This window comes from Nostoc sp. UIC 10607, from assembly GCF_047228265.1.
GTDB classification, from domain to species: Bacteria; Cyanobacteriota; Cyanobacteriia; order Cyanobacteriales; family Nostocaceae; genus Nostoc; species Nostoc foliaceum_A.
Genome location: NZ_JBIQNW010000017.1, coordinates 82,324 through 106,699 on the forward strand (window position 1 = coordinate 82,324; position 24,376 = coordinate 106,699).

At 42.8% G+C, this 24,376-nt stretch carries 6 protein-coding genes; all 6 read left to right on the top strand.

Features of this window, described 5'->3' with window-relative positions; all coding sequences use genetic code 11:
* Positions 1 to 8: 8 nt before the first annotated feature.
* The 6 genes from ACEYW6_RS17080 (at position 9) to ectB (ending at position 24,356) form a co-directional block, all read left to right on the top strand.
* Positions 9 to 4,652 (top strand): SDR family oxidoreductase, encoded by a 4,644-nt coding sequence (locus ACEYW6_RS17080; RefSeq protein ID WP_412980635.1) that lies wholly within the window; start codon positions 9 to 11, stop codon positions 4,650 to 4,652.
* Positions 4,649 to 12,652, top strand: coding sequence for an amino acid adenylation domain-containing protein (locus tag ACEYW6_RS17085; RefSeq protein ID WP_412980636.1), 8,004 nt, complete (start codon positions 4,649 to 4,651; stop codon positions 12,650 to 12,652). Before ACEYW6_RS17080 ends, ACEYW6_RS17085 begins: the two co-directional genes overlap by 4 nt.
* A 14-nt stretch (positions 12,653 to 12,666) precedes the next feature.
* Positions 12,667 to 16,770, top strand: a complete 4,104-nt coding sequence (locus tag ACEYW6_RS17090; protein ID WP_412980637.1) for a condensation domain-containing protein — start codon at positions 12,667 to 12,669, stop codon at positions 16,768 to 16,770.
* A 182-nt stretch (positions 16,771 to 16,952) separates the two neighbouring features.
* Positions 16,953 to 21,548, top strand: a complete 4,596-nt coding sequence (locus ACEYW6_RS17095) for an amino acid adenylation domain-containing protein (protein WP_412980638.1) — start codon at positions 16,953 to 16,955, stop codon at positions 21,546 to 21,548.
* Between the two features lie 122 nt (positions 21,549 to 21,670).
* Positions 21,671 to 23,074, top strand: coding sequence for a condensation domain-containing protein (locus tag ACEYW6_RS17100; protein ID WP_412980639.1), 1,404 nt, complete (start codon positions 21,671 to 21,673; stop codon positions 23,072 to 23,074).
* Positions 23,075 to 23,087: 13 nt separating this feature from the next.
* On the top strand, positions 23,088 to 24,356 hold the full coding sequence (gene ectB, locus ACEYW6_RS17105) for a diaminobutyrate--2-oxoglutarate transaminase (RefSeq protein WP_412980640.1): 1,269 nt from the start codon (positions 23,088 to 23,090) through the stop codon (positions 24,354 to 24,356).
* Positions 24,357 to 24,376 lie beyond the last annotated feature (20 nt).

Consider the following 24,376-nt stretch of genomic DNA (forward strand, 5'->3'; position numbering starts at 1 on the left):
AGAGAAAAATGAATACTTCTGCTGAAGCATACAGCGTAACAACTGGTTTAGAGATAGCAATTATTGGCATGGCGGGGCAATTTCCCGGAGCTAAAAATATTGATGACTTTTGGACAAATTTACAAAATGGTGTAGAATCAATTTCATTTTTTACGGATGAAGAAGTAAAGGATTCAGGAATAAATCATAATTTGCTACAGGATACCAATTATGTAAAAGCTGGAGCAATATTAGAAAATGTAGAAACATTTGATGCTTCATTCTTTGGCTTTAATCCTAGAGAAGCAGCCATTACTGACCCACAGCACCGGGTATTTTTGGAGTGTGCTTGGTCAGCCATTGAAGCTGCTGGCTACAATGCAGAAACATACGAAGGATTGATTGGAGTTTTCGCTGGTACAGGTCTGAACAGCTATTTATTCAACCTTGCTTCTCAGAGGGAGAATTTAACAGACTTCAGTGATTTTCAAATAGCTATTGCTAATGATAAAGATTTTCTAACTACACGCGTATCTTATAAATTAAATCTGAAAGGGCCGAGTTATACAGTTCAAACTGCTTGTTCAACTTCCTTAGTTGCTGTCCACTTGGCTTGTCAAAGCTTACTAAGTGGAGAATGTGATATTGCTTTGGCGGGTGGCGTAGCGATCGCACTGCCTCAAAAAGGTGGATATTTGTATCAACAAGGAGGCATTTTGTCTCCTGACGGGCATTGTCGAGCTTTTGATGCTCAAGCGCAGGGCACTGTCAGCGGTAATGGTGTAGGTATTGTAGTTTTAAAACGGCTAGCAGAGGCGATCGCTGATGGTGATTCTATCTCTGCTGTCATCAAAGGTTCAGCTATCAACAACGATGGCTCATTCAAAGTTAGTTATACAGCGCCCAGTATAGATTCTCAAGCAAAAGTGATTCGGGCGGCTCAAATTATGGCAGAGATTGAGCCAGATACTATTAGTTATATAGAAACCCACGGCACCGGCACAACTTTGGGCGATCCGATTGAAATCACAGCCTTAACACAGGCTTTTCGTGATAAAACGGAGCAAAAAAGCTTTTGTGCCATTGGTTCGGTAAAAACAAATATTGGACATCTCGATACCGCAGCTGGGATCGCAAGTCTGATTAAAACTGTATTGGCAGTTAAAAATAAACAAATACCAGCCAGCTTGCACTTTGAGCAGCCTAATCCTCAGATAGATTTCGCCAATAGTCCTTTTTACGTCAATAGCTCCCTGGCGGAATGGAAAACCAACGGCACTCCTCGCCGTGCGGGAGTAAGTTCCTTTGGCATTGGTGGCACTAATGCCCATGTAATTCTCGAAGAAGCCCCAATTGCTGAATCTTCCAGTGCTTCTCGCTCCTGGCAATTGTTACTACTTTCGGCAAAGACTAGTACAGCTCTGGAAACTGCTACAGCAAATTTAGTTGCTCACCTCCGACAGCATCCTGATTTGAACTTGGCTGATGTCGCTTACACCTTAGATGTGGGCCGTCAGGCTTTTGACCATCGTCGCATGGTGGTATGCCAAAACCTTGATGATGCGATAAAAGTGCTGGAAATTACAGATTCTCCAAGAGTTTTTACCAGCTACCAGACACCCAGCAATCGCCCTGTTGTGTTTATGTTTTCTGGACAGGGAACGCAGTACGTAAATATGGCGCTGGAACTCTACAAGAGTGAACCTATCTTCAGCGAGCAAGTTGATTACTGCTGCCAAGTGCTAAAACCGCATCTTGGGTTGGATTTGCGTAGTGTACTTTATCCCCAAGAGCAAGACACTACCCAAGAGCTAATGCAGACTTCTTTGGCTCAACCTGCACTATTTGTAATTGAGTATGCCTTGGCTAAGTTGTGGATGGCATGGGGAGTAAATCCGCAAGCGATGATTGGTCATAGCATTGGGGAATATGTAGCTGCAACTCTAGCCGGAGTTTTTTCTCTAGAAGATGCTTTAGGACTAGTAGCTACGCGAGGAAGACTGATGCAGCAACTTCCTGTGGGGGAAATGGTGGCTGTACCTCTATCAGAGTCGGAGATTAACCCCCTACTTGGTGAGAAACTTTCTTTAGCAGCCATCAATGGGCCTGCCATGTGTGTGGTTTCAGGTGGTAGTGAGGCGATCGCTTTACTACAAAATCAACTCACTGAAAAAGGTGTAGACTACCGCTCCTTACATACATCTCATGCCTTTCATTCCCAAATGATGGAGCCTATCCTCGCTCCATTCATGCAGCAAGTTGCAAAACTCGCTCTCAAAACCCCAGAAATTCCCTTTGTATCCAACGTAACTGGTACTTGGATTACCGCAGCAGATGCGACAGATCCGAGTTATTGGGTGAAGCATTTACGCCAAACAGTTCGTTTTGCCACGGGTATGGCTGAGTTACTCCAAGAACCAGAAGGCATTTTCCTAGAAATTGGCCCTGGAAAAACTTTGAGTACTTTAGCTAAACAGCAGCTTGTTCGATGTACTCAACAGGTTGTGGTTTCTTCAATCCGCCACCCCCGCGAACAAGAGTCAGATATAGCGTTTTTGCTCACTACTCTCGGCAGACTTTGGCTGGCTGGTGTGCAGGTGAATTGGTCGCAATTTTACTCGCAAGAACGCCGTCACCGCATCCCCTTGCCAACTTATCCATTTGAGCGTCAGCGTTATTGGATCGATCCCCAAAAACAGGCAGAACTTCTCAAGGCTAATTTACCAGTATTACTTACAACCTCCAAAAAGCCAGACGTTGCAGACTGGTTTTATATACCATCTTGGAAACGCTCTATAGCTTTGACCTTCAAACCAGGGGAAATGCAGATTCGCTCCACTTGGCTTGTTTTTATCGATGAGTGCGGCTTAGGTTACCAACTGGTAAAAAGACTGGAACAAGAAAATCAGAACGTGATTATTGTCAAGGTCGGGTTAGAGTTTAGTGAGGTGAGTGAATCTCTTACAGATAAATATTTTCAACGTATATTTACTATTAATCCTCATAATCATCAGGATTATAATGCCTTAATGGAAAAACTTGATGCAACAGACAATATTCCTACAAATATTATTCATTTATGGAGTGTAACACCAGATATTTATCAAGCATCAAGCCTGAATAAAGCTCAAGATTTAGGTTTTTATAGTCTGTTGTTTTTAACCCAAGCGCTGGAAAAACACAATTTTAATAATAAAGTGGAAATTGTCGTTATATCCAACAACATTCAAGCAGTAACAGGAGAGGAAGTGCTATGTCCCCAAAAGGCAACTGTGCTTGGTTGTATAAACGTCATCCCCCAGGAATACCGAAATATTCATTGTCGTAATATTGATATTCTTATTCCCAAATCTCTTCAAGATAATGAACAGAAAATTATAGACTATTTGTTATTAGAAATTACCAAAAAAACTTCTGAATTAGTGATAGCTTACCGTGGCGATCACCGATGGGTACAAACTTTTGAACCAGTTCGATTAGATAACTTTAATAGAACAACTACTAAATTTAGAGAAGGAGGAGTTTATTTAATTACAGGGGGACTCGGAGACATTGGACTAGTGCTGGCTGAACATTTGGCTAAGACTGTTCGCGCCAAATTAATATTAATAGGGCGTTCAGCACTTCCCGCACCAGATGAATGGGAAAAATGGTTAGTTACTCATGATGAAAACGATGGCACAAGCCGCAAGATCCAAAAATTGCAGGAATTAGAAAAACTAGGAGCTGAGGTGATAGCGATCGCTGCTGATGTCGCCAATGAACAACAAATGCAGGCAGCGATCGCCCAAGGTGAAAAGCGGTTTGGTCAACTCAACGGTGTGATTCATGCTGCTGGGATCGTCGCAGGAGATTCATTTACCTCCATTGCACAGATTGGTAAAACGGAGTGTGAACTGCAATTTCAACCAAAAATATACGGAACTTTGGTTTTGGAAAAGATTTTGCAGAACAGAAAGCTTGACTTTTGCGTATTAATGTCTTCCCTATCGACAATTTTAGGAGGGCTAGAATTTATTGCTTATTCGGCAGCCAATGTTTTCATGGATGCTTTTGTTCATCAGCATAACCAGAAAAATTCGTTCCCTTGGCTCGGCATAAATTGGGATGGTTGGCTATTAGAAGAAGAACATCAACCAAATATATCCTTTGGTGGAAATTTGACGAAATTGGCAATGACGCCAACAGAAGGTTTGGAGGCATTTGAAAAGATTTTATCTTGGGGTGAAGTCAACCAGCTAATTGTCTCAACTGGAAATCTACAAGCCAGGATTGACCAATGGATTAAGTTGGAACCCTTACCACAAAAAGCTGCTTCTCAAATAGATAATTCATTCTCACTTCATACCAGACCAAATTTGCCCAATGCTTATGTTGCTCCGAGAAATGACACTGAGCAAGCACTCGTTAACATCTGGGAAGAACTATTGGGGATTGAGCAAGTAGGGATTTACGACAATTTCCTAGAATTAGGAGGACATTCTCTGCTAGGAACTCAAGTTATCTTACGAGTGCGCGAAGCATTTCAAGTCAATCTACCGTTGCATGACCTGTTTAAAGAGCCTACCGTAGCCGGACTAGTTGAGCAAATTGAGAGAATTCGTTCGATAGTCCAACAAATAGGCGATCGCCCTGCTGCATTAATGAACAACCGAGAGGAGATAGAGTTATGAAAACTATCGAGGAGTTTTTGTCTTACCTTGGCAGCTTGGACATTAAGCTTTGGGCTGATGGCGATCGCCTGCGCTGTAACGCACCCGAAGGAACCTTGACATTAACTTTGCGTACTCAAATACAAGAGCGTAAAGCAGAAATACTCCCGTTTCTTCAAAAAGCTCATCTTGCTTCTAGTTCTACCTTTGAGAAGATACAGTCCATACCGCGAGAAGGAAAACTACCTCTATCCTTTGCTCAACAACGGTTGTGGTTCCTAGACCAGTTAGAGCCAAACAGTGCCTTGTACAACATTCCGGTTGCTGTCCGCCTGCAAGGTCAACTAAACATACTAGCCTTAGAACAAAGTCTTAAAGAAGTTATTCGCCGCCACGAAATTTTACGCACCAACTTCATCAAAGTTGATGGGCAACCAGTTGCAATCATTCAGCCAGAAAGTGCTTGGCAATTGTCAGTTTTTGACTGCGAAGATCTGCCAACAACTGAGCAACAAACCGCTTGGCAGGAATTAGCAACACAACAAGCCCAGCAACCCTTTGACTTAGCGACTGAACCGTTAGTACGGGCGACTTTACTAGTGCTGAGTGAGACAGAACACATCTTACTACTCATCATGCACCACATTATTTCTGATGGGTGGTCAATGGGTGTAGTTGTGAGTGAGTTAGCCACACTCTATGAAGCCTTTTGTATTGGACAACTCTCACCTTTAGCCGAACTACCAATACAGTACGCAGACTTCGCAGCTTGGCAACGGCAGTGGTTGCAAGGTGATGTACTAGAAGCCCAACTCACTTACTGGCAGCAACAACTCGCAAATGCGCCAGCTTTATTATCACTGCCTACTGACCGACCCAGACCAGCAGTACAAACTTTCCAGGGGGCATCTCAATCCTTTGTACTCTCTGTAGAGCTAATTGCAGCACTCAACTTACTGAGTCAGGAAGCAGGAGTTACCTTGTTCATGACCCTGTTGGCAGCCTTTGACACATTACTTTACCGCTACACAGGTACAGAAGACATCTTGGTTGGTTCACCCATCGCTAACCGCAATCGCAGTGAACTTGAAGGATTAATTGGCTTCTTTGTTAACACTTTAGTCTTCCGCGCTGATATGTCAGGCAATCCCAGTTTTCGAGAATTACTGGGTCGAGTCCAGAAAACAGCAATGGATGCCTATGCTCATCAAGACTTACCGTTTGAGATGCTGGTAGAGGCATTACACCCGGAACGAAACTTAAGCCATACACCTGTGTTTCAGGTAATGTTTGTACTCCAGAATGCTCCCATGCCCAAGATGGAGCTTCCCGGCTTAACTCTGAGTCCATTGGCAGTAGAAAGCTTGACAGCAAAGTTTGATCTTACCTTGACAATGGAGAACACCCCTAATGGATTTGTGGGGTCGTGGGAATACAACACTGACGTATTTGATGCTAGCACCATCGAGCGAATGACAGGGCATTTCCAGACTTTACTCACAGGGATTGTTGCAAATCCTAAAGTGCCAGTTTCCCATTTGCCGCTACTTACAGAAATTGAACGTTACCAATTACTGTATAAATGGAACGACACTCAAAGAGACTATCCCCAAGATAAGTGTATCCATCAGTTATTTGAGGAGCAGGTAGAGCGATCGCCAGATGCCATTGCTGTAGTATTTGAAGACCAACAGTTGACCTACCAAGAACTGAATCAGCGAGCCAATCAACTAGCACACCACTTGCAAAAGCTAGGAGTGGGGCCAGAGGTACTAGTGGGGATTTGCATCGAACGCTCCTTAGAAATGGTTGTGGGACTACTGGGAATTCTCAAGGCGGGTGGGGCTTATCTACCCTTAGACCCAGATTATCCCCAACAACGACTGAGTTTCATGTTGTCAGATGCAAAGGCGAAAGTGTTGTTGACGCAAGAGCAACTAGTTGAGAGGCTAACTGAGCATGAGGCGGTTGTGGTGTGTTGGGATAGTGACTGGCAGACATTTGCCCAAGAGAATGCAGAGAATTTTGCCCGCGGGGTGAAGCCAACAAACCTAGCTTACGTACTTTATACCTCCGGTTCTACGGGCAGACCCAAGGCAGTAGCTATCGAACATCGCAGTCCAGTCGCTTTAGTAAGTTGGGCATCAGAAGTATTTACCTCACAGCAGCTTGCTGGTGTATTAGCTTCCACCTCTATCTGTTTTGACCTCTCAGTTTTTGAGTTGTTTGTGCCACTGTGCTGGGGTGGGAAAGTTATTCTTGCCGTAAATGCGTTACATTTACCCACCTTACCTACTGCTAACCAAGTCACTCTAATTAATACAGTACCGTCGGCGATCGCTGAGTTAATTCGAGTTAGTAGCTTACCTGATTGGGTATGTACAGTCAACCTAGCTGGTGAACCTTTACAAAATCAACTTGTACAGCAGATTTATCAGCAAAAAACAATCCAGCATGTCTTCAATCTTTATGGCCCCTCAGAAGACACCACATACTCTACATTTGCTTTGATAGAAAGAGGTACAAGCCAGTTACCTGCAATTGGTCGCCCGATTGCTAATACACAAGCCTACATTCTAGACCGCTATCTCCAACCAGTGCCTATTGGTGTACCAGGCGAATTGTACATTAGTGGTTCTGGTCTAGCACGAGGCTACCTCAACGCAAGAGAGTTGACACAAGAGAAATTCATTTCCAATCCCTTCAGCGATGACCCCCATTCCCGTCTCTACAAAACTGGTGATTTAGTTCGCTACTTAAGTGATGGCAATATAGAATACTTGGGACGCATCGATTACCAAGTCAAAATTCGCGGCTTTCGTATTGAGTTGGGTGAGATTGAGTCCGTGCTAGCCCAACACCCGGATGTGGAAACATCTGTAGTGATAGCTAGACAAGACACTCCCAATACTCAAAGCTTGGTTGCCTACTTTGTCCCCAGCCACAAACAGACACTGACAATCAGTGAGTTGCGGCAATTCCTCAAAAGAAAGCTGCCTGAGTACATGGTTCCTTCAGCTTTCGTGATGCTAGAAACCTTACCACTAACTCTCAATGGCAAGGTAGACCGTAAAGCACTACCAGTACCTGAATCATATCGAGAACTGGAAATCGGCTTTGTTGCGCCGCGAACTCCTATCGAAGAAATACTAGCGCTGATCTGGGCTGATGTCTTGCGAGTTGAGCAAGTGGGGATTCACGATAATTTCTTTGAACTAGGTGGACACTCCCTGCTAGCAACTCAACTCGTCTCACGCGTGCGAACCACCTTTGGATTAGAAGTTCCATTACGTAGTTTATTTGAAGCTGCTACAGTCGCCGATTTTGCCCAGTACATTCAGCAAAGACAGCAAGAAAAGTCAGAATTATTAGCACCACCGCTGTTACCAACAACAAGGGATGCAGGGTTACCACTGTCATTTGCTCAAAAACGCTTGTGGTTTCTAGATCAGTTAGAGCCAAACAGCAACTTTTACAACATCCCTGCTGTTGTCCGTTTGCAAGGTAAACTTAACCCAACTGCTTTAGAAGAAAGTCTTAAAGAAGTTATTCGCCGCCACGAAACCCTACGCACCAACTTCATCACGGTGGATGGGCAACCAGTTGCAATTATTCAGCCAGAAAGTACTTGGAAACTGTCAGTTGTTGACTGCGAAGATCTACCAACCAATGAGCAACACATTTTTTGGCAGCAATTAGCAACAAAACAAGCCCAGCAACCCTTTGACCTCGCTACTGAATGGTTAATACGGGGGACTTTACTCATACTGAGTGAGACAGAACATATCTTGCTACTCACGATGCACCACATTGTTTCTGATGGGTGGTCAATAGGTGTACTTGTAAGTGAATTAGCTACGCTATATCAAGCCTTCTGTACCGGGCAACCTTTATCCCTACCGGAACTACCAATACAGTATGGAGACTTCGCAGCTTGGCAACGGCAGTGGTTGCAAGGTGATGTACTAGAATCTCAACTCGCTTATTGGCGGAAACACCTTAGCGGCGCACCCACAGTACTAGAGTTACCGAGCGTTAGGGAAGCTCGCTGTAGGCATCGCCCACGTCCTGCGGTTCAGACATTTCGAGGTGCTACCCATACTCTCAAACTATCTCAAAAACTAACTGTTGCACTCAAAAATCTGAGTCAGCAGCAACAGAGTACTCTATTTATGACTTTATTAGCAGTTTTTAAGACACTGCTCTACCGCTATACCGGAAGCGCGGATATTGTCGTAGGTACACCGATCGCTAATCGCAACCGAACCGAAATAGAAGGGTTAATTGGTTTTTTTGTCAATACTTTGGTACTGCGAACAGATATTTCTGGAAACCCCACCTTTGAGGAAATACTGCGGCGAGTACGCGAAGTGGCATTAGGAGCATATGCCCACCAGGATTTGCCATTTGAACTGCTAGTAGAAACACTACAGCCACAACGCAACTTGAGTCATACGCCTTTATTCCAAGTGATGTTTGTGCTTCAGAATGCACCGATGTCTGCGTTGGAGTTGCCAGGTTTGACTTTGAGTTTCTTGGAGGACAACAGCGACACAGCAAAGTTTGATTTGACCTTGTACATGGAAGAGACAACTGCGGGAATGATTGGGACTCTGGAGTACAACACCGATTTGTTCGACGCAAGTACTATACAGAGGATGGCAGGGCATTTGCAGACTTTGCTGGCAGGAATTGTTGCTAACCCACAACAGCAGATTTCGCAATTACCTCTACTGACAGCATCTGAGCAACAGCAGTTACTAGTAGAGTGGAATAGCACTCAGGTTGACTATCCCCAGGATAAGTGTATCCATCAGTTGTTTGAGGAGCAGGTAGAGCGATCGCCAGATGCCATTGCTGTAGTATTTGAAGACCAACAGTTGACCTACCAAGAACTGAATCAGCGAGCCAATCAACTAGCACATCACTTGCAAAAGCTAGGAGTGGGGCCAGAAGTGCTTGTGGGGATTTGCATAGAGCGATCGCTAGAAATGGTAATCGGTCTTTTAGGCATCCTCAAAGCTGGTGGAGCCTATGTACCAATCGATCCAGACTATCCGCAACAGCGCTTAACCTTCTTTTTACAAGACTGCCAAACAAAAATATTATTAACTCAAGATAAATTTAAACAAACCCTGCCCAGGCAGGAAATTCAACTAATTTGCCTAGACAGTGAGTGGGCTACCATTGCCCAAGAACTCAGCGATAACCCAGTCACCGGCATTGCAGCCCACAACTTAGCCTACGTCATTTACACATCTGGTTCCACAGGTGTACCAAAAGGAGCGATGAACACTCATGTAGGAGTATGCAATCGCTTACTGTGGATGCAGGATACTTATCAATTAACCCAAGCAGACCGTATTCTCCAAAAAACTCCCTTCAGCTTTGATGTGTCTGTTTGGGAATTCTTTTGGCCCTTGTTTACAGGTGCTTGTCTTGTGGTTGCCCAACCGGGAGTTCATAGAGATAGTGCTTATTTAGTCAAGCTAATTGCTGAACAAAAAATCACCACAATTCATTTTGTTCCCTCTATGCTGGCTATTTTCTTAGAAGAACAGAGGCTAGAAACCTGTAATTGTCTTAAGCGTGTGATTTGCAGTGGTGAAGCATTGTCTTTCAATCTACAGCAACGCTTTTTTGCACATTTGGGAGCAGAACTGCACAATCTGTATGGGCCAACTGAGGCGGCAATTGATGTTACAGCTTGGGCGTGCGATCGCGCAAGCACGAGGCAAGAAGTTCCCATTGGTTCTCCAATTGCTAACATGCAAATGTATGTGCTGGATGAACAGCAGCGCTTAGTTCCTGTGGGCATACCAGGCGAACTGTATATTGGTGGTGTTGGCTTGGCGCGCGGGTACTACAACCGTCCAGAACTGACTGCTGAAAAATTTATACCCCATCCCTTTAGTCAAGAACCAGGAAAACGACTGTACAAAACTGGAGATATCGGGCGATACCGACCAGATGGAACCATTGAGTACTTGGGACGAATTGACAATCAGGTAAAAATCCGCGGCTTCCGAATAGAACTCGGAGAGATTGAGGCTTTATTAAGCCAACACCCAGCACTGCGAGAAACTGTAGTGACAACTCAAGAAGATATACGTGGAGATCAGTGTTTAGTAGCCTACGTAGTTGCCAAGGAACAGCCAACACCCTCTACTAGTGAACTGCGCCGCTTCCTAAGTGAAAAGTTGCCCGAATACATGATTCCTGCCGTGTTTGTGCCGCTTGCAAGCTTACCTCTAACTCCCAACGGCAAGCTAGACCGCAAAGCACTACCAGCACCCGACACAGCCAGACCCGAATTAGACAAAGCGTTTGTAGCTCCCCGCACTTCTGTCGAAGCTCAGTTAGCTGAAATTTGGGCTGAAGTCCTTCATGTAGAGCAGGTGGGAATTCACGATAACTTTTTTGAGTTGGGTGGAGATTCTATCCTCACTATCCAGATTGTTGCTAAAGCTAATCAAGCAGGTTTACAGCTAACTTCTAAACAGCTATTTCAACACCAGAATATTGCCGATTTGGCAACTGTGTGTGTTGCTATTGGGGCAATTCAAGCGGAGCAAGGACTTGTCACGGGTGCAGTGCCGCTTATGCCCATTCAGCAGTGGTTCTTCGGGCAGAATTCGCCAGAGCCGCATCACTTTAACCAAGCTGTGCTGCTGGAAGTGCCGATGCTCGATGTTAACTTGTTAAAGCAGGCGTTACAGCACTTAGTGTTACATCATGATGCACTGCGATCGCACTTTGAACTAACAGAGTCTGGTTGGCAGCAATTTATCACTAGTTCTGAACCCGAAGTTCCCATTACTTGCTGGGATTTCTCGACGCTGGCAGAAGTTGCACAAGCAGAAGCGATGGAAGTAGCTGCTACTGAATTACAAGCTAGCTTCAACCTGTCAGCAGGCTCGCTTGTAAGAGTGGCTTTGTTTGATTTGGGTGTTTACAAGCGTTGCCGCCTCCTTATTGTCATTCACCATTTAGTTGTGGATGGAGTTTCTTGGCGAATTTTGCTTGAGGACTTGCAGACAGCTTACAAGCAACTGAGCAAGGGTGAGGCAGTATTAATATCATCAAAAACAACTTCTGTCAAGCAATGGGCTACAAGTCTCCAGGAGTACGCACATTCAGCTACTCTTAAACAAGAGTGGAACTACTGGCTAACAGAACTGCAAAAACCAGTTTCTTACTTGCAGGCGGACTATCCAGAGGGCGAAAACACAGAGGAATCAGCTGAGACAGTATCAATTGCTCTGGGTGTGGAACAAACCCAAGGCTTACTACATGAAGTACCGAAAGCTTATAACACCCAAATTAACGATGTATTGCTTACAGCATTGGTACAAGCTTTTGCTGAAACTTGGGGCGATGTCTACGACGGGCTACGCCTACGCTCTTTGTTGGTAAATCTCGAAGGTCACGGACGAGAAGAAATTTTCCCCGATGTCGATCTATCGCGGACAGTGGGCTGGTTCACGACTATCTTTCCAGTAGTGCTAAATGTCGGAGAAGCTGCTGATTCTGGAGCAGCATTAAAGGCAGTCAAAGAACAGTTACGCAGTATTCCTAATCGAGGCATTGGCTACGGAATGTTGCGCTACCTCAGTAATAATACGGAAATAATCGAAACTTTGAAAACGCTGCCCCAGGCTGAAATTATTTTTAACTACTTGGGTCAGTTTGACCAAACATTTTCTGATTCATCTTTGTTTAGTTTTGCTAATGAGTCTAGTGGGCGATCGCACAGTTTGCAAGGTAAGCGAAGTCATCTTTTAGAAATCAATAGTTTAGTGAATGGCGGACAGCTACAACTGGAACTGACATATAGCAAGAACCTTTATCGCAAAACTACAGTGGAGTTCCTAATGCAAAACTTTGTAACTGCTTTAGGTAAACTTATTACCCACTGTCAATCTTCTGAATCTGGTGGCTATACACCTTCAGACTTTCCTGATGTTGAACTTAGCCAAACACAACTTGAAAAAGCCCTGGCAGAAATGGAAATTGGGTAACAGGAGCAAATACCATGAGCAAAAAAAACGTTGAAGCTATTTATCCCCTGTCTTTTTCGCAACAAGGTATGCTCTTTGAGACTCTATACACTCCAGAGTTAGGAATTCATATCGAGCAATTTACCTGTGTTTTGGACGGAAAACTCAATTTTTCGGCTTTTGAGCAAGGTTGGCAGCAGATTATTGAGCGACACGCCATTTTCAGAACCGGCTTTGTCTGGAAGGATCAGGAACAGCCGCTTCAGGTGGTGTTACGACAAGTAGAAATCCCCATTGAGCGGCAAGACTGGCGTCAGTACTCATTATCTGAACAACAAGAGCAACTGGAAGCATTTATTAAGACAGAGCGCGATCGCGGCCTCAATTTAACCAAGCCACCGCTTATGCGTTTGGCACTTTTGCAAATGGGCGAGGAAACCTATCAATTCGTTTGGACTCATCATCATATTTTGATGGATGGCTGGTGTGTTCCTTTAGTTTTTCAAGAAGTCCTTTCCTGTTACCAAGCTTTCAGCAAAGGTCAGAATTTGCAACTAAAACCAGTCCGTCCCTACAGAGACTACATAACTTGGCTACAACAGCAGGATTTATCCCAAATAGAAGTTTTCTGGCGTAGAGCATTGCAAGGTTTCACAAAATCAACCCCACTAGGCAAAATAGAACTTGGTAATTGCTCGGCAACAGAACGCTATGGCGAAGAGTCGCTGTCTTTGAACGCCTCAAACACAGCAACTCTCAAATCTTTAGCAAAAGCGAACCGCCTAACTTTAAATACTGTGGTTCAGGGAGTTTGGGCGTTGCTGCTTTGCCGCTACAGCCACGAAGAGGATGTATTATTTGGCATCACAGTATCTGGCCGTCCACCGAGTTTGCCAGGGGTCGAATCAACAATCGGGCTTTTCATTAATACTTTGCCCTTACGGTTAAAAATTAATCCCCAAGAACAGCTTTGGTTATGGCTGCAAGATATCCAAACTTATAATTTTGAATTACGGCAGTATGAACACAGCCACTCTGGACAAGTCCATCAGTGGAGTGAAGTACCAGGAGCATTACCTCTTTATGAAAGCATTTTAGTTTTCGAGAACTATCCGGTTGATTCAGCTGTATTACAATCTAGCGATTTTAAAATCGATATCAGCGATTTACGATTCATTGGCGCACAAACTAAATACGCCCTAACTCTCTTAGTAACTGTCGAATCAGAACTAGAATTGAAGCTTATCTACGACGCACGCCGCTTCGATAGTGCTGATGTAGCGCTGATTCGCGAGCATTTTGTAGCTGTACTGCAAAACCTCATTTCCGAACCAGAAATTAGCATTGCAACACTGCTGGGGCAAATTCCGGTTAACCAAATCCCTAAATTTAAAACTCTGCAACTTGAGTCAGAGAAAACTTTTGTGACTCCTCGCACTCCCATTGAGGAGGTAATAGCAGGAATCTGGACTCAGGTACTTGGTTTAGAGAAAGTTGGCAGCAATGACAATTTCTTCGAGTTGGGAGGACACTCCCTATTGGCAACGCAAATTATTTCTCGCCTCCGGGATGCCTTTCAGGTAGAGCTACCGCTACGTTATTTGTTTGAGTCACCAACAATAGCAGAACTTGCCCAAAGCATTGAAAAACTTATGAAAGCTGGGCAGGGACTCAAGGAACTACCTATTCAGCCTTGCCCACGCGAGACAAATTTACCTCTGTCGTTCGCTCAACAACGTCTGTGGTTTATCGACCAGCTAGAGCCTGGTAGCTCGCTATACAATGACACTATCGCTGTGCGGCTTACAGGTAGGCTCAATATTGCCGCTTTAGCGCAGAGTCTCAATGAAATTGTGCAGCGTCATGAAGCTTTACGTACTACTTTTACCACGGTAGATGGACAACCAGTCCAAGTAATTACGCCTGTCTTAAGATTAAGCTTACCGATAGTAGACTTGCGTTCACGAAGTGTCTCTTTCAGAGAATCGCTCTCTCCAAATACGCAGCAAATAGAGATAGAACATTTTGCGGCAGAAGAGTCACAGCGACCCTTCAATTTGGCAGAGGGGCCGCTACTGCGAGTCATGCTACTGCAATTAAATAAAGATGAGCATGTACTTTTATTTACAATTCACCATATAGTTTCTGACGCTTGGTCAATGGGGTTACTCGTCCAAGAAGCGGCGACACTGTACGAAGCTTTTAACCGTGGTCAACCCTCACCATTACCCGAACTCCCCATCCAATATGCAGACTTTGCTTATTGGCAGCAGCAATGGCTGGTGGGAGAAGTTTTAGAAACGCAACTTTCATACTGGCAACGGCATTTAAGTGGCGCTCCCACCATGCTAAAGTTACCGATGGCTCGACCACGACCGAGAGTCCAGACTTTCGGTGTAGGAAGTACTAACTTTGTCATCCCCAAAGCGTTAACTGAGGAAATCAAAACGCTCTCGCGCCAGGAGGGAGTCACTCTTTTTATGACCCTGCTGGCAACCTTGCAAACGCTTTTATCGCGTTACACCCATCAAGAAGACATCGTTGTTGGTACAGATGTTGCTAACCGTAACCGTAGCAATACCGAACAACTAATCGGGTTCTTTGTCAACCTACTGGTCTTGCGGACTGACCTCTCTGGTAACCCTAGTTTTCGGGAGTTACTGCGGCGGGTGCGAGAAGTGGCATTAGGAGCCTATGCTCACCAAGATTTACCTTTCGCCAAATTGGTAGATGCCTTACAGCCAGAACGCAAGTTAGGTCATACACCACTATTTCAAATATTGTTCGTCCTTCAAAATACCCCAAACCCAACCGTAGAGCTTTCAGAACTTACCTTGACACCGATGGAAATTAACACTGGTATGGCAAGGTTTGACTTGGCTTTATTTGTTACAGAAACCGAACAAGGACTTATGGGCACTTGGAAATATAGCACCGATCTTTTTGATGCTGATTCCATTACCCGCATGTCAGGTCACTTTGAAACATTGCTCAAGAACATTGTGGCACAGCCCGATACTAGAATTAATAGTTTAGAAATGCTGACTGAACCTGAAAAGAAACATCAAAGCTTAGAACAAAAACAACGCCAAACGGCTAAGTTAAGCAAATTCAAAACGGTTAAACCTAAAGCTGTAAGTTTGCCATCAGGAGAATTAATTAAAACAGATTTTCTCCATTCGGAAAGCACCTTACCTTTGGTAATACAACCTGATGTAGCAGATATTGAACTTGCAGACTGGGCTACAAGTCACCGCGACTTCATCGAAACTCAGCTATTAAAGCATGGTGCAATTCTCTTCCGCAACTTCAATATCAATTCAGTTTCTGAGTTTGAAAATGTTGCTGGTGCTATTTGCCCAAATTTATTCGGTGAGTATGGTGATTTACCACGTGAGGGATTAGGCGGTAAAGTTTATGGTTCTACCCCTTATCCTAACGACAAAGCAATCCTGTTTCATAATGAAAGTTCGCACTTACAGCAATGGCCAATGAAAATTTGGTTTTTCTGTGTGCAACCAGCCCAGCTTGGTGGAGAAACACCGATTGTAGATTGTCGGAAGATTTATCAACTTCTCAACCCCAAACTGAGAGAGCGATTTGCTGATAAAAAACTGATGTATGTCCGCAACTTCACAGAAGGTTTAGATGTGAGTTGGCAAGAGTTTTTTAGAACTACAGAAAAAGCATTAGTTGAAGATTATTGCCGCCAAGCAGGCATGGATTTTGAATGGTCAGATAATAGTTTAAGAACTCGCTCTTATCGACAAGCGATCGCCAAACATCCTCGTACTGATGAATTAGTATTTTTCAATCAATTGCAGTTGCACCATATATCATACCTAGACTCTGAAATTCAAAATTCCCTATTGTCATTATTTGGAGAACAAAGGCTACCACGTCATGTCTATTATGGCGATGGTTCTCCTATTGAACAATCAGTAATTCAAGAAATTAGTGAGATTTATCAACAGTCACAAGTTAGTTTTACTTGGCAAAAAGGGGACATAATAATGTTGGATAATATGTTGGCTGCCCACGGACGAAATTCCTTTGTTGGTTCACGAAAAATTGTAGTCGCAATGGGAGAAATGATAAGTTTTAAAAATTTGGATAAAATAAAAAATAGTATTTTTTAGTGAATTAACACCATTAAATGGTATTCTATTTTTATAAAAGTGCTAGGCAAATTTGTGTTTTTTTAAACTAACCACAGAGACGCAGAGGGCACAGAGATATTTTCACCAATGATTTAGTAATACATAGTTGTTTGCTGTCTTGGCTGGTATTAAGAAATAAGACACAAAAGCTGGAAAAATCAATGCAAAAGCAAATAATCGAAGGATTTCAACTTTCTCCTCAACAAAAGCATCTTTGGTCACTACAACAAGATAGCCTTGCTTATCAGAGTCAAGGTGCTATCCTCATTGAAGGAAATCTCAAAACAGAATTTATTGAAATAGCCTTAAAAAAGGTTATTAGCCAACATGAGATTCTGCGGACAAATTTTCTCCGTAAACCAGGAATAAAAACTCCTCTTCAGGTCGTATCAAAGAGCAGTGAAGTTTCTTGGCACAATATCGATTTGAGTAATTTTGACTGTAAAGAACAAAAAGCACAAATAGAAAAAGTTATTCAGAAGGAAAGACAACAAAACATTGACTTTGATAAAAGTCCTCTGTTGCGTCTATGTTTATTGAAATTGTCAGCCCAAAAGCATATTTTACTAATTAGTCTGCCAGCAATTTGTGCCGATGGCAAAACACTCCAAATTATAGTTGAGGAAATTCACCAGTATTATGCTGCTTGTCTTCAAGGAGAGGAATTATCCTCAGCCGAAGAAATCATACAATATATTCAATTTTCAGAATGGCAGAATCAATTACTCAATGATGAAGATTGTGCAGTTGGTAAAGAATACTGGATTAAGCAAGATTTGTCTGCTCTAACTACTCTAAAACTGCCTTTTGGAATCCAACAAAGTAATGATTATGCTAAATTTGAGTTTAACTTATTTGAATCGAAGATAGAGCCTAAAATAGTTACTGAAATTGAAGCGATCGCACGAAAATATGAAACTTCAATTTCTATAGTTTTATTAACTTGCTGGCATATTCTGTTGTCGCGTATCACTGGACAACAAGATATTATAATTGGTACTGCCTTTGATGGTCGTCAATATGAAGAGTTAGAGCGATCGCTAGGATTATTTACTAAATATTTACCATTAAATTGTCATTTTGAGACTGATTCTAAATTTTCGGAAATACTTCAGCAAATTAATCAAACTGTCAATGATGCCTATGAATGGCAGGAGTATTTTACGGTAGAAGAAATAGTCAAGCATCCAGAGACATTTTATTTTCCAATAGAATTTGAATATGAACAGTGGACAGGAAAGATTTTAGCCGGTGATGTCTGGTTTTCACTGATTCAGCAATACATTTGTCTAGATAAATTTAAATTGAAACTTTCTTGTAATCATTACCAGGATGCACTAATAACAAAATTCCACTACGATGTAAATTACTTTAGCGAAGATAATATTAAACTTCTGGCAGAACAATTCCAGACATTATTAGTAAGCGTTATTAATAATCCAGATTCTGCTATACTGAAATTAAATATTCTCAGCGAAAACCAACGAAATCATCTACTAATTGAATGTAACAAAACAACTACAGATTATCCCCAAGATAAGTGCATTCACCAACTATTTGAAGAACAAGTCACCAAGACACCAGATAAAATTGCTGTTGTGTTTGAGGAGGATCAACTAAGCTACAGCGAACTTAATAGTCGTGCTAACAAAATAGCTCATTATCTCCAACAATTGGGAGTCGGGCCAGATGTATTAGTAGGTATTTGTGTAGAGCGTTCGCTCGAAATGATTATTGCACTGCTTGGTATTCTCAAAGCAGGCGGAGCTTATCTACCAATAGACCCGACCTTACCAACTTCTGGCATCGCTTTGCGTTTGCAGGATGCTCAAGTACCAATATTATTAACGCAACAGCATTTAGTAAATCATGTTTTTGCACAGACAACACGGGTAGTTTGCTTAGATACTGACTGGGAAGCCATCGATCGAGAAGCTAGCGATAATCCAACTAGTAAAGTTAAACCTGAGAACTTAGTTTATGTAATTTACACCTCTGGTTCCACAGGCATACCCAAAGGCGTGTTAGTTGAGCATCAGCAACTGCTCAACTACCTGTACAGCATCCAAGAAAAATTGAATTTTCCCGTCGGTGCGAATTTTGCGACTGTTTCCACCTTTGCCGCCGACTTGAGCAATACTGTTATCTTCCCTTCCCTGTGTAGTGGCGGATGTCTGCATGTGGTGTCAAGCGATCGCTCCGCCGATCCTGAAGCTCTAGCAGATTACTTTTTCCGCCATCCCATAGACTGCCTCAAAATTGTGCCATCTCACCTAAAAGCATTGCTGAGTGCCAAGAACAGCAAACAAGTTCTCCCCCGTCAGCGACTCGTGCTAGGAGGTGAGGCAACAAATTGGAATTTGATTGAGCAGATTCAGCAATTAGCACCAGATTGTCAAATTTTTAACCACTACGGCCCAACTGAAGCCACGGTAGGCGTGCTAACTTATCGTGTCGAGAGCATACCCACTAATCAGGAATCTCAAACCGTTCCTATTGGTCGTCCTCTGGCGAATACCCAAATCTATTTACTTGACTCACTAGGACAACCAGTCCCTATTGGTGTAACAAGCGAACTGCACATCGGTGGTGCAGGTTTAGCACGAGGTTATCTCAATCAGCCAGAACAGACTGCTGAGAAGTTTATTGACAATCCTTTTATTCCTGGAAAACGCCTTTACAAAACTGGAGATTTAGCTCGCTATCGCAGCGACGGCAATATTGAATTCGTTGGACGCATTGACGACCAAGTTAAGCTGCACGGCTTCCGCATCGAACTTGGAGAAATTGAAGCCTCATTGTTGAAACACCATGCTGTCAGTGAAACTGTGGTGATTTTACGGGAGGATCAACCAGGCAACAAGCGGTTAGTAGCTTATGTCGTGCCTAAAGCCAAATTGTCTCCTACAACTAGTGAACTGCGGGAATTCTTGCTGGAGTTGCTACCCGAATATATGCTACCTGCTGTCTTTGTCCAGCTAAAGGCTTTGCCTTTGACAGCCAATGGTAAAGTGAATCGCCAGCTACTACCCGCACCTGATACATCCAGACCGGAGTTGAAAGCAGCCTATTTAGCACCACGCACACCTAACGAGAAAATATTAGCTGATATTTGGGCACAAGTTCTGAGGGTTGAGCAAGTTGGCATTTATGACAACTTCTTCGAGTTAGGCGGTGACTCGATTATTAGTATTCAAATTGTCGCCAGAGCTAATCAAGCAGGTCTCAAGCTGACACCAAAGCAACTGTTTGAACACCAAACAATTGTTGACTTAGCAGCAGCAGCTGGCACTAGTTTGGTTATGGTGGCGGAACAAGATACAGTAACTGGTTCCTTGCCTCTGACACCGATTCAGCACTGGTTTTTTGAGCAAAATCAGCCTGAACCACACCACTGGAACCAGTCAGTTTTACTGCAAGTGAGGCGATCGCTTGACCCTGTACTATTACAAAAGACAGTCCAGCAATTATTGATATACCATGACGCACTGCGCCTGCATTTTGTACAAACAGAATCTAGTTGGCAACAAATCAACGCTGATTTTGAGAATGTGGTGCCATTTACACAAATAGATTTGTCAGCACTCCCAGAAACAGAGCAACAACAAGCTTTGGAAACAGCCGCAGCAGAGTTACAAACTAGTCTTGACTTGTCCTCAGGCCCACTGGTGCGAGTAGCTTTATTTAATTTGGGTGCATCTAAACCCAGTCGCTTGTTAATTCTCATCCATCACTTAGCTGTTGATGGTGTCTCTTGGCGGATTTTGCTGGAAGATTTCCAAACAGTTTATGAACAACTGGAACGGGGAGAGGCGATGCAATTGCCACCCAAAACAACCTCTTTCAAACGATGGGCACAGTTACTAACAGAGTACGCGCACTCAACAGCAGTGCAGCAAGAGTGGGATTATTGGCGTACTCAAACTCAGAAATCATCTTCCTCCTTCCCAGTGGACTATTTAGAAGGTGATAACACAGCTGCTTCCGAAAAAGTAGTCTCAGTATCCTTGAGTAAAGAAGAAACTCAAGCGCTACTTCAGGAAGTTCCGGCTGCCTATCGTACACAAATAAACGAAGTTTTGCTGACAGCACTAGTGCAAGCTTTTGCTGAGTTAACAGGAGAGAATTCGCTGTTAGTTGAGATGGAAGGTCACGGACGCGAGGAAATCTTCGATAACATCAACCTATCACGTACAGTTGGCTGGTTTACAACCCACTTCCCGCTACTGTTGGATTTAGGGGAAGTTGCCGAACCTGGAACAGCATTAAAACTGATCAAAGAGCAACTACGTAGTATACCGCATCGGGGTATTGGCTATGGCTTGCTGCGCTACCTCAACGAAGACAGTAATATTACTGGCCAACTAGCAAAACTGCCGCAACCGCAAGTTAAATTTAACTACTTGGGTCAATTTGACCAGGTGATGTCGGAGTCATCATTGTTTGCACCAGCTCACGAGTCTACTGGACTAGAGCGCAGTTTGCAAGGTAGCCGCGATCGCTTGTTGGTAGTTAACAGCTTAATTACTTCCGGTCAGCTGCAACTGAATTGGAGTTATAGCGAAAATATCCATCGCCGAATCACGATTGAAACTTTAGCTGAGAATTTTGTACAGGCGTTGCGCGAACTTATCACTCATTGTCAATCCTCTCCTACTGGAGGTTATACACCTTCTGATTTTTCAAAAGCGAACGTTAGCCAAGAAGATTTAGACCAGTTATTAGCCAAAATCAACCAAGGAAATAATCCTAAGTAGCCATAATAAAACTCTTTGCGTTTCTACGTGAGAAATAACAACTATGTCACCAGACATGATCTAACACCTTCAACTCAAAAAATCTTGCTATACACGACGGGCATACATAAAGGTTTTCCGTAATGAAAACAGACAACATCCAAGATATTTACGAACTATCACCCCTACAGAAAGGCATCCTTTTTCATGGTTTGTACGCCCCAGAATTAGGACTCTATTTTTTCCAATTTAGTCATACATTGTATGGGAATCTCAACGTTGCTGCTTTTGAGCAAGCTTGGCAAAAAGTAGTGGATCGGCACACAGTTTTACGTACCGGCTTTTATTGGGAAGAAATAGACAAACCCTTACAAGTTGTGTACAAAAATGTAAAAGTCCCCCTAGAGCAGCAAGATTGGCGGACAATAGACCCAATTGAACAGCAAAAGCGCTTAAAATCTTTTTTAGATAGCGATCGCCAACGGGGTTTTGATTTCTCTCAAGAATCACTGATTCGTCTGACTTTAATCCGTCTTACTAACGACTCTTACGAATTTATCTTCAGCAAACACCATCTAATTCTCGATGGTTGGTCGAGTTCGATGGTAATTAAGGATTTTGCTCAGCATTACGAAGCATTTTGCCAAAGTAAAGATGCTCCCTCAGAACCCGGTAGTTCCTTTGGAAACTACATCAATTGGTTGCAAAAACAGGATATATCTCAATCTGAGGATTTTTGGAGACAGGCGCTGAGGGGCGTAAAAGCACCCACTGCCTTAAATAACCTCTATGTTGACGACTTATCAACTCAAGAAGAAAAATACGACGAGGAAGTTATTTATCTATCGGAAGCAACCACATCTGCACTACAGTCCTTAGCAAAGCAGCATAGGCTAACACTGAACACCTTAGTTCAGGGGGCTTGGGCTATTCTCCTAAGTTATTACACTGGTGAAAAAAACGTAGTGTATGGGTGTACTCTTTCTGCACGTCCGCTAGAGTTGACGGATGCTGAATCGATGATAGGGACTTTTGTCAACACTTTGCCTGTATCAGTAAAGGTAGATGGTGAAAAATTTTTACTGCCTTGGCTAAGAGACTTTCAAGCTCACCAAGTTGAAATGCGCCAGTATGATTACACGCCCCTGACACAAATTCAAGCGTGGAGTGAAATCCGACGAGGCGTGCCTATGTTTGACAGCATTCTTGTGTTTGAAAACTACCCAGTAGCTCAGGTATTACAAGAAGAATTAGGCAGTCTAGAGCTTCAGCAGAGTGGTTATTTTTACAAGACAAATTATCCCTTAACAGTGGTTGGATTGCCTGGTTTAAAGTTAGGGCTAGGAATTAATTACGATTTTCGTCGCTTTGATAATCACACAATTAATGGTATCTTAGAGCATTTTCGGATACTACTACAAAATATGGTGGCTAATCCGGAAGTACGCCTTCAAGACTTGTCTTTGTTAACAACAGAAGAACAGCAGATAGCCTTAATTTTAGAAAAATCAGCAATGTTTGATTTTGAATTTGCTAATTGCAATTAAGCAGGTAGATATTATGAATATCTTTGAACAGCGCGAGTCAAATGTTAGGAGTTATTGTCGCAGTTTCCCGGCTATATTCCATAGAGCCAAGGGTTCTATAGTTTACTCTCAATCTGGCGAAGAGTATATTGATTTTTTGGCAGGTGCAGGTGCGTTAAATTATGGACATAATAATGATTACATCAAAGAAAGAGTAATTTCTTATTTAGAAGCTGATGCGATCGCACATGGTTTAGATATGCATACATCAGCAAAGGAAAAGTTTTTAGCAAAATTTTCGGAGTTAATCTTAAATCCTAAAAATCTCGATTATCACGTGCAGTTTTGTGGGCCTACTGGAACTAATGCTGTTGAAGCAGCTTTAAAATTAGCTAGAAAAGTTACAAATAGAACGGGGATATTCTCCTTTATGGGAGCTTATCACGGCATGACTTTGGGAAGTTTATCTATTACTGGTAATACTGCAATTCGCTCAGGGATAAGTGGCACATCAAATAACGTGACGTTTATGCCTTATCCTTATGGTTTTATGGAAAACTTAGACACAATCGGCTTTATTGAATCAGTACTTAATGATGTCAATTCTGGAGTTGAAAAACCAGCAGCAATCATTTTTGAAACAGTGCAAGCCGAAGGTGGAATTGTCGTAGCACCAATTGAATGGATGCAAAAGTTGAGAGATTTGTGCGATAGACATGAGATTTTATTAATTTGTGATGATATTCAAGTAGGCTGTGGTCGCTCTGGGCCTTTCTTCTCTTTTGAAAGAGCCAAAATTGTGCCTGATATGGTAGTGTTATCAAAATCTATTAGTGGTTATGGTTTCCCGATGTCGTTATTGTTGATTAAACCAGAATTAGACCTGTGGGAACCGGGTGAACACACTGGCACGTTTAGAGGAAATCAACTAGCCTTTGTTGGTGGTACAGCTGCTCTTGAGTATAGAGAAATTAGTAATCTCGAAGAAGAAGTAAAAGTTAAAGAAGCTTTTTTAAAAGACTTCCTTAATCAAGAAATAGCATCCATCAATGAAAAAATAAAAATCAGAGGCATTGGTATGATTTGGGGCATTGATCTAGCCAACTTTGGAGGTACTAATTTAGCGAAACAAATCACCTCACGGTGTTTTGAAATGGGATTAATAGCTGAACGCGTTGGCAGAAATGACACTGTAATTAAAATTTTACCTGCTTTAACAATTGAATTATCAACCCTGAAAAAAGGGTGTTTAATCATTAAACAAGCTCTTGATGATTGTCTCCAGCAATCAGTTAGTGCTTAAGGATTTGAATAAAAATAAAT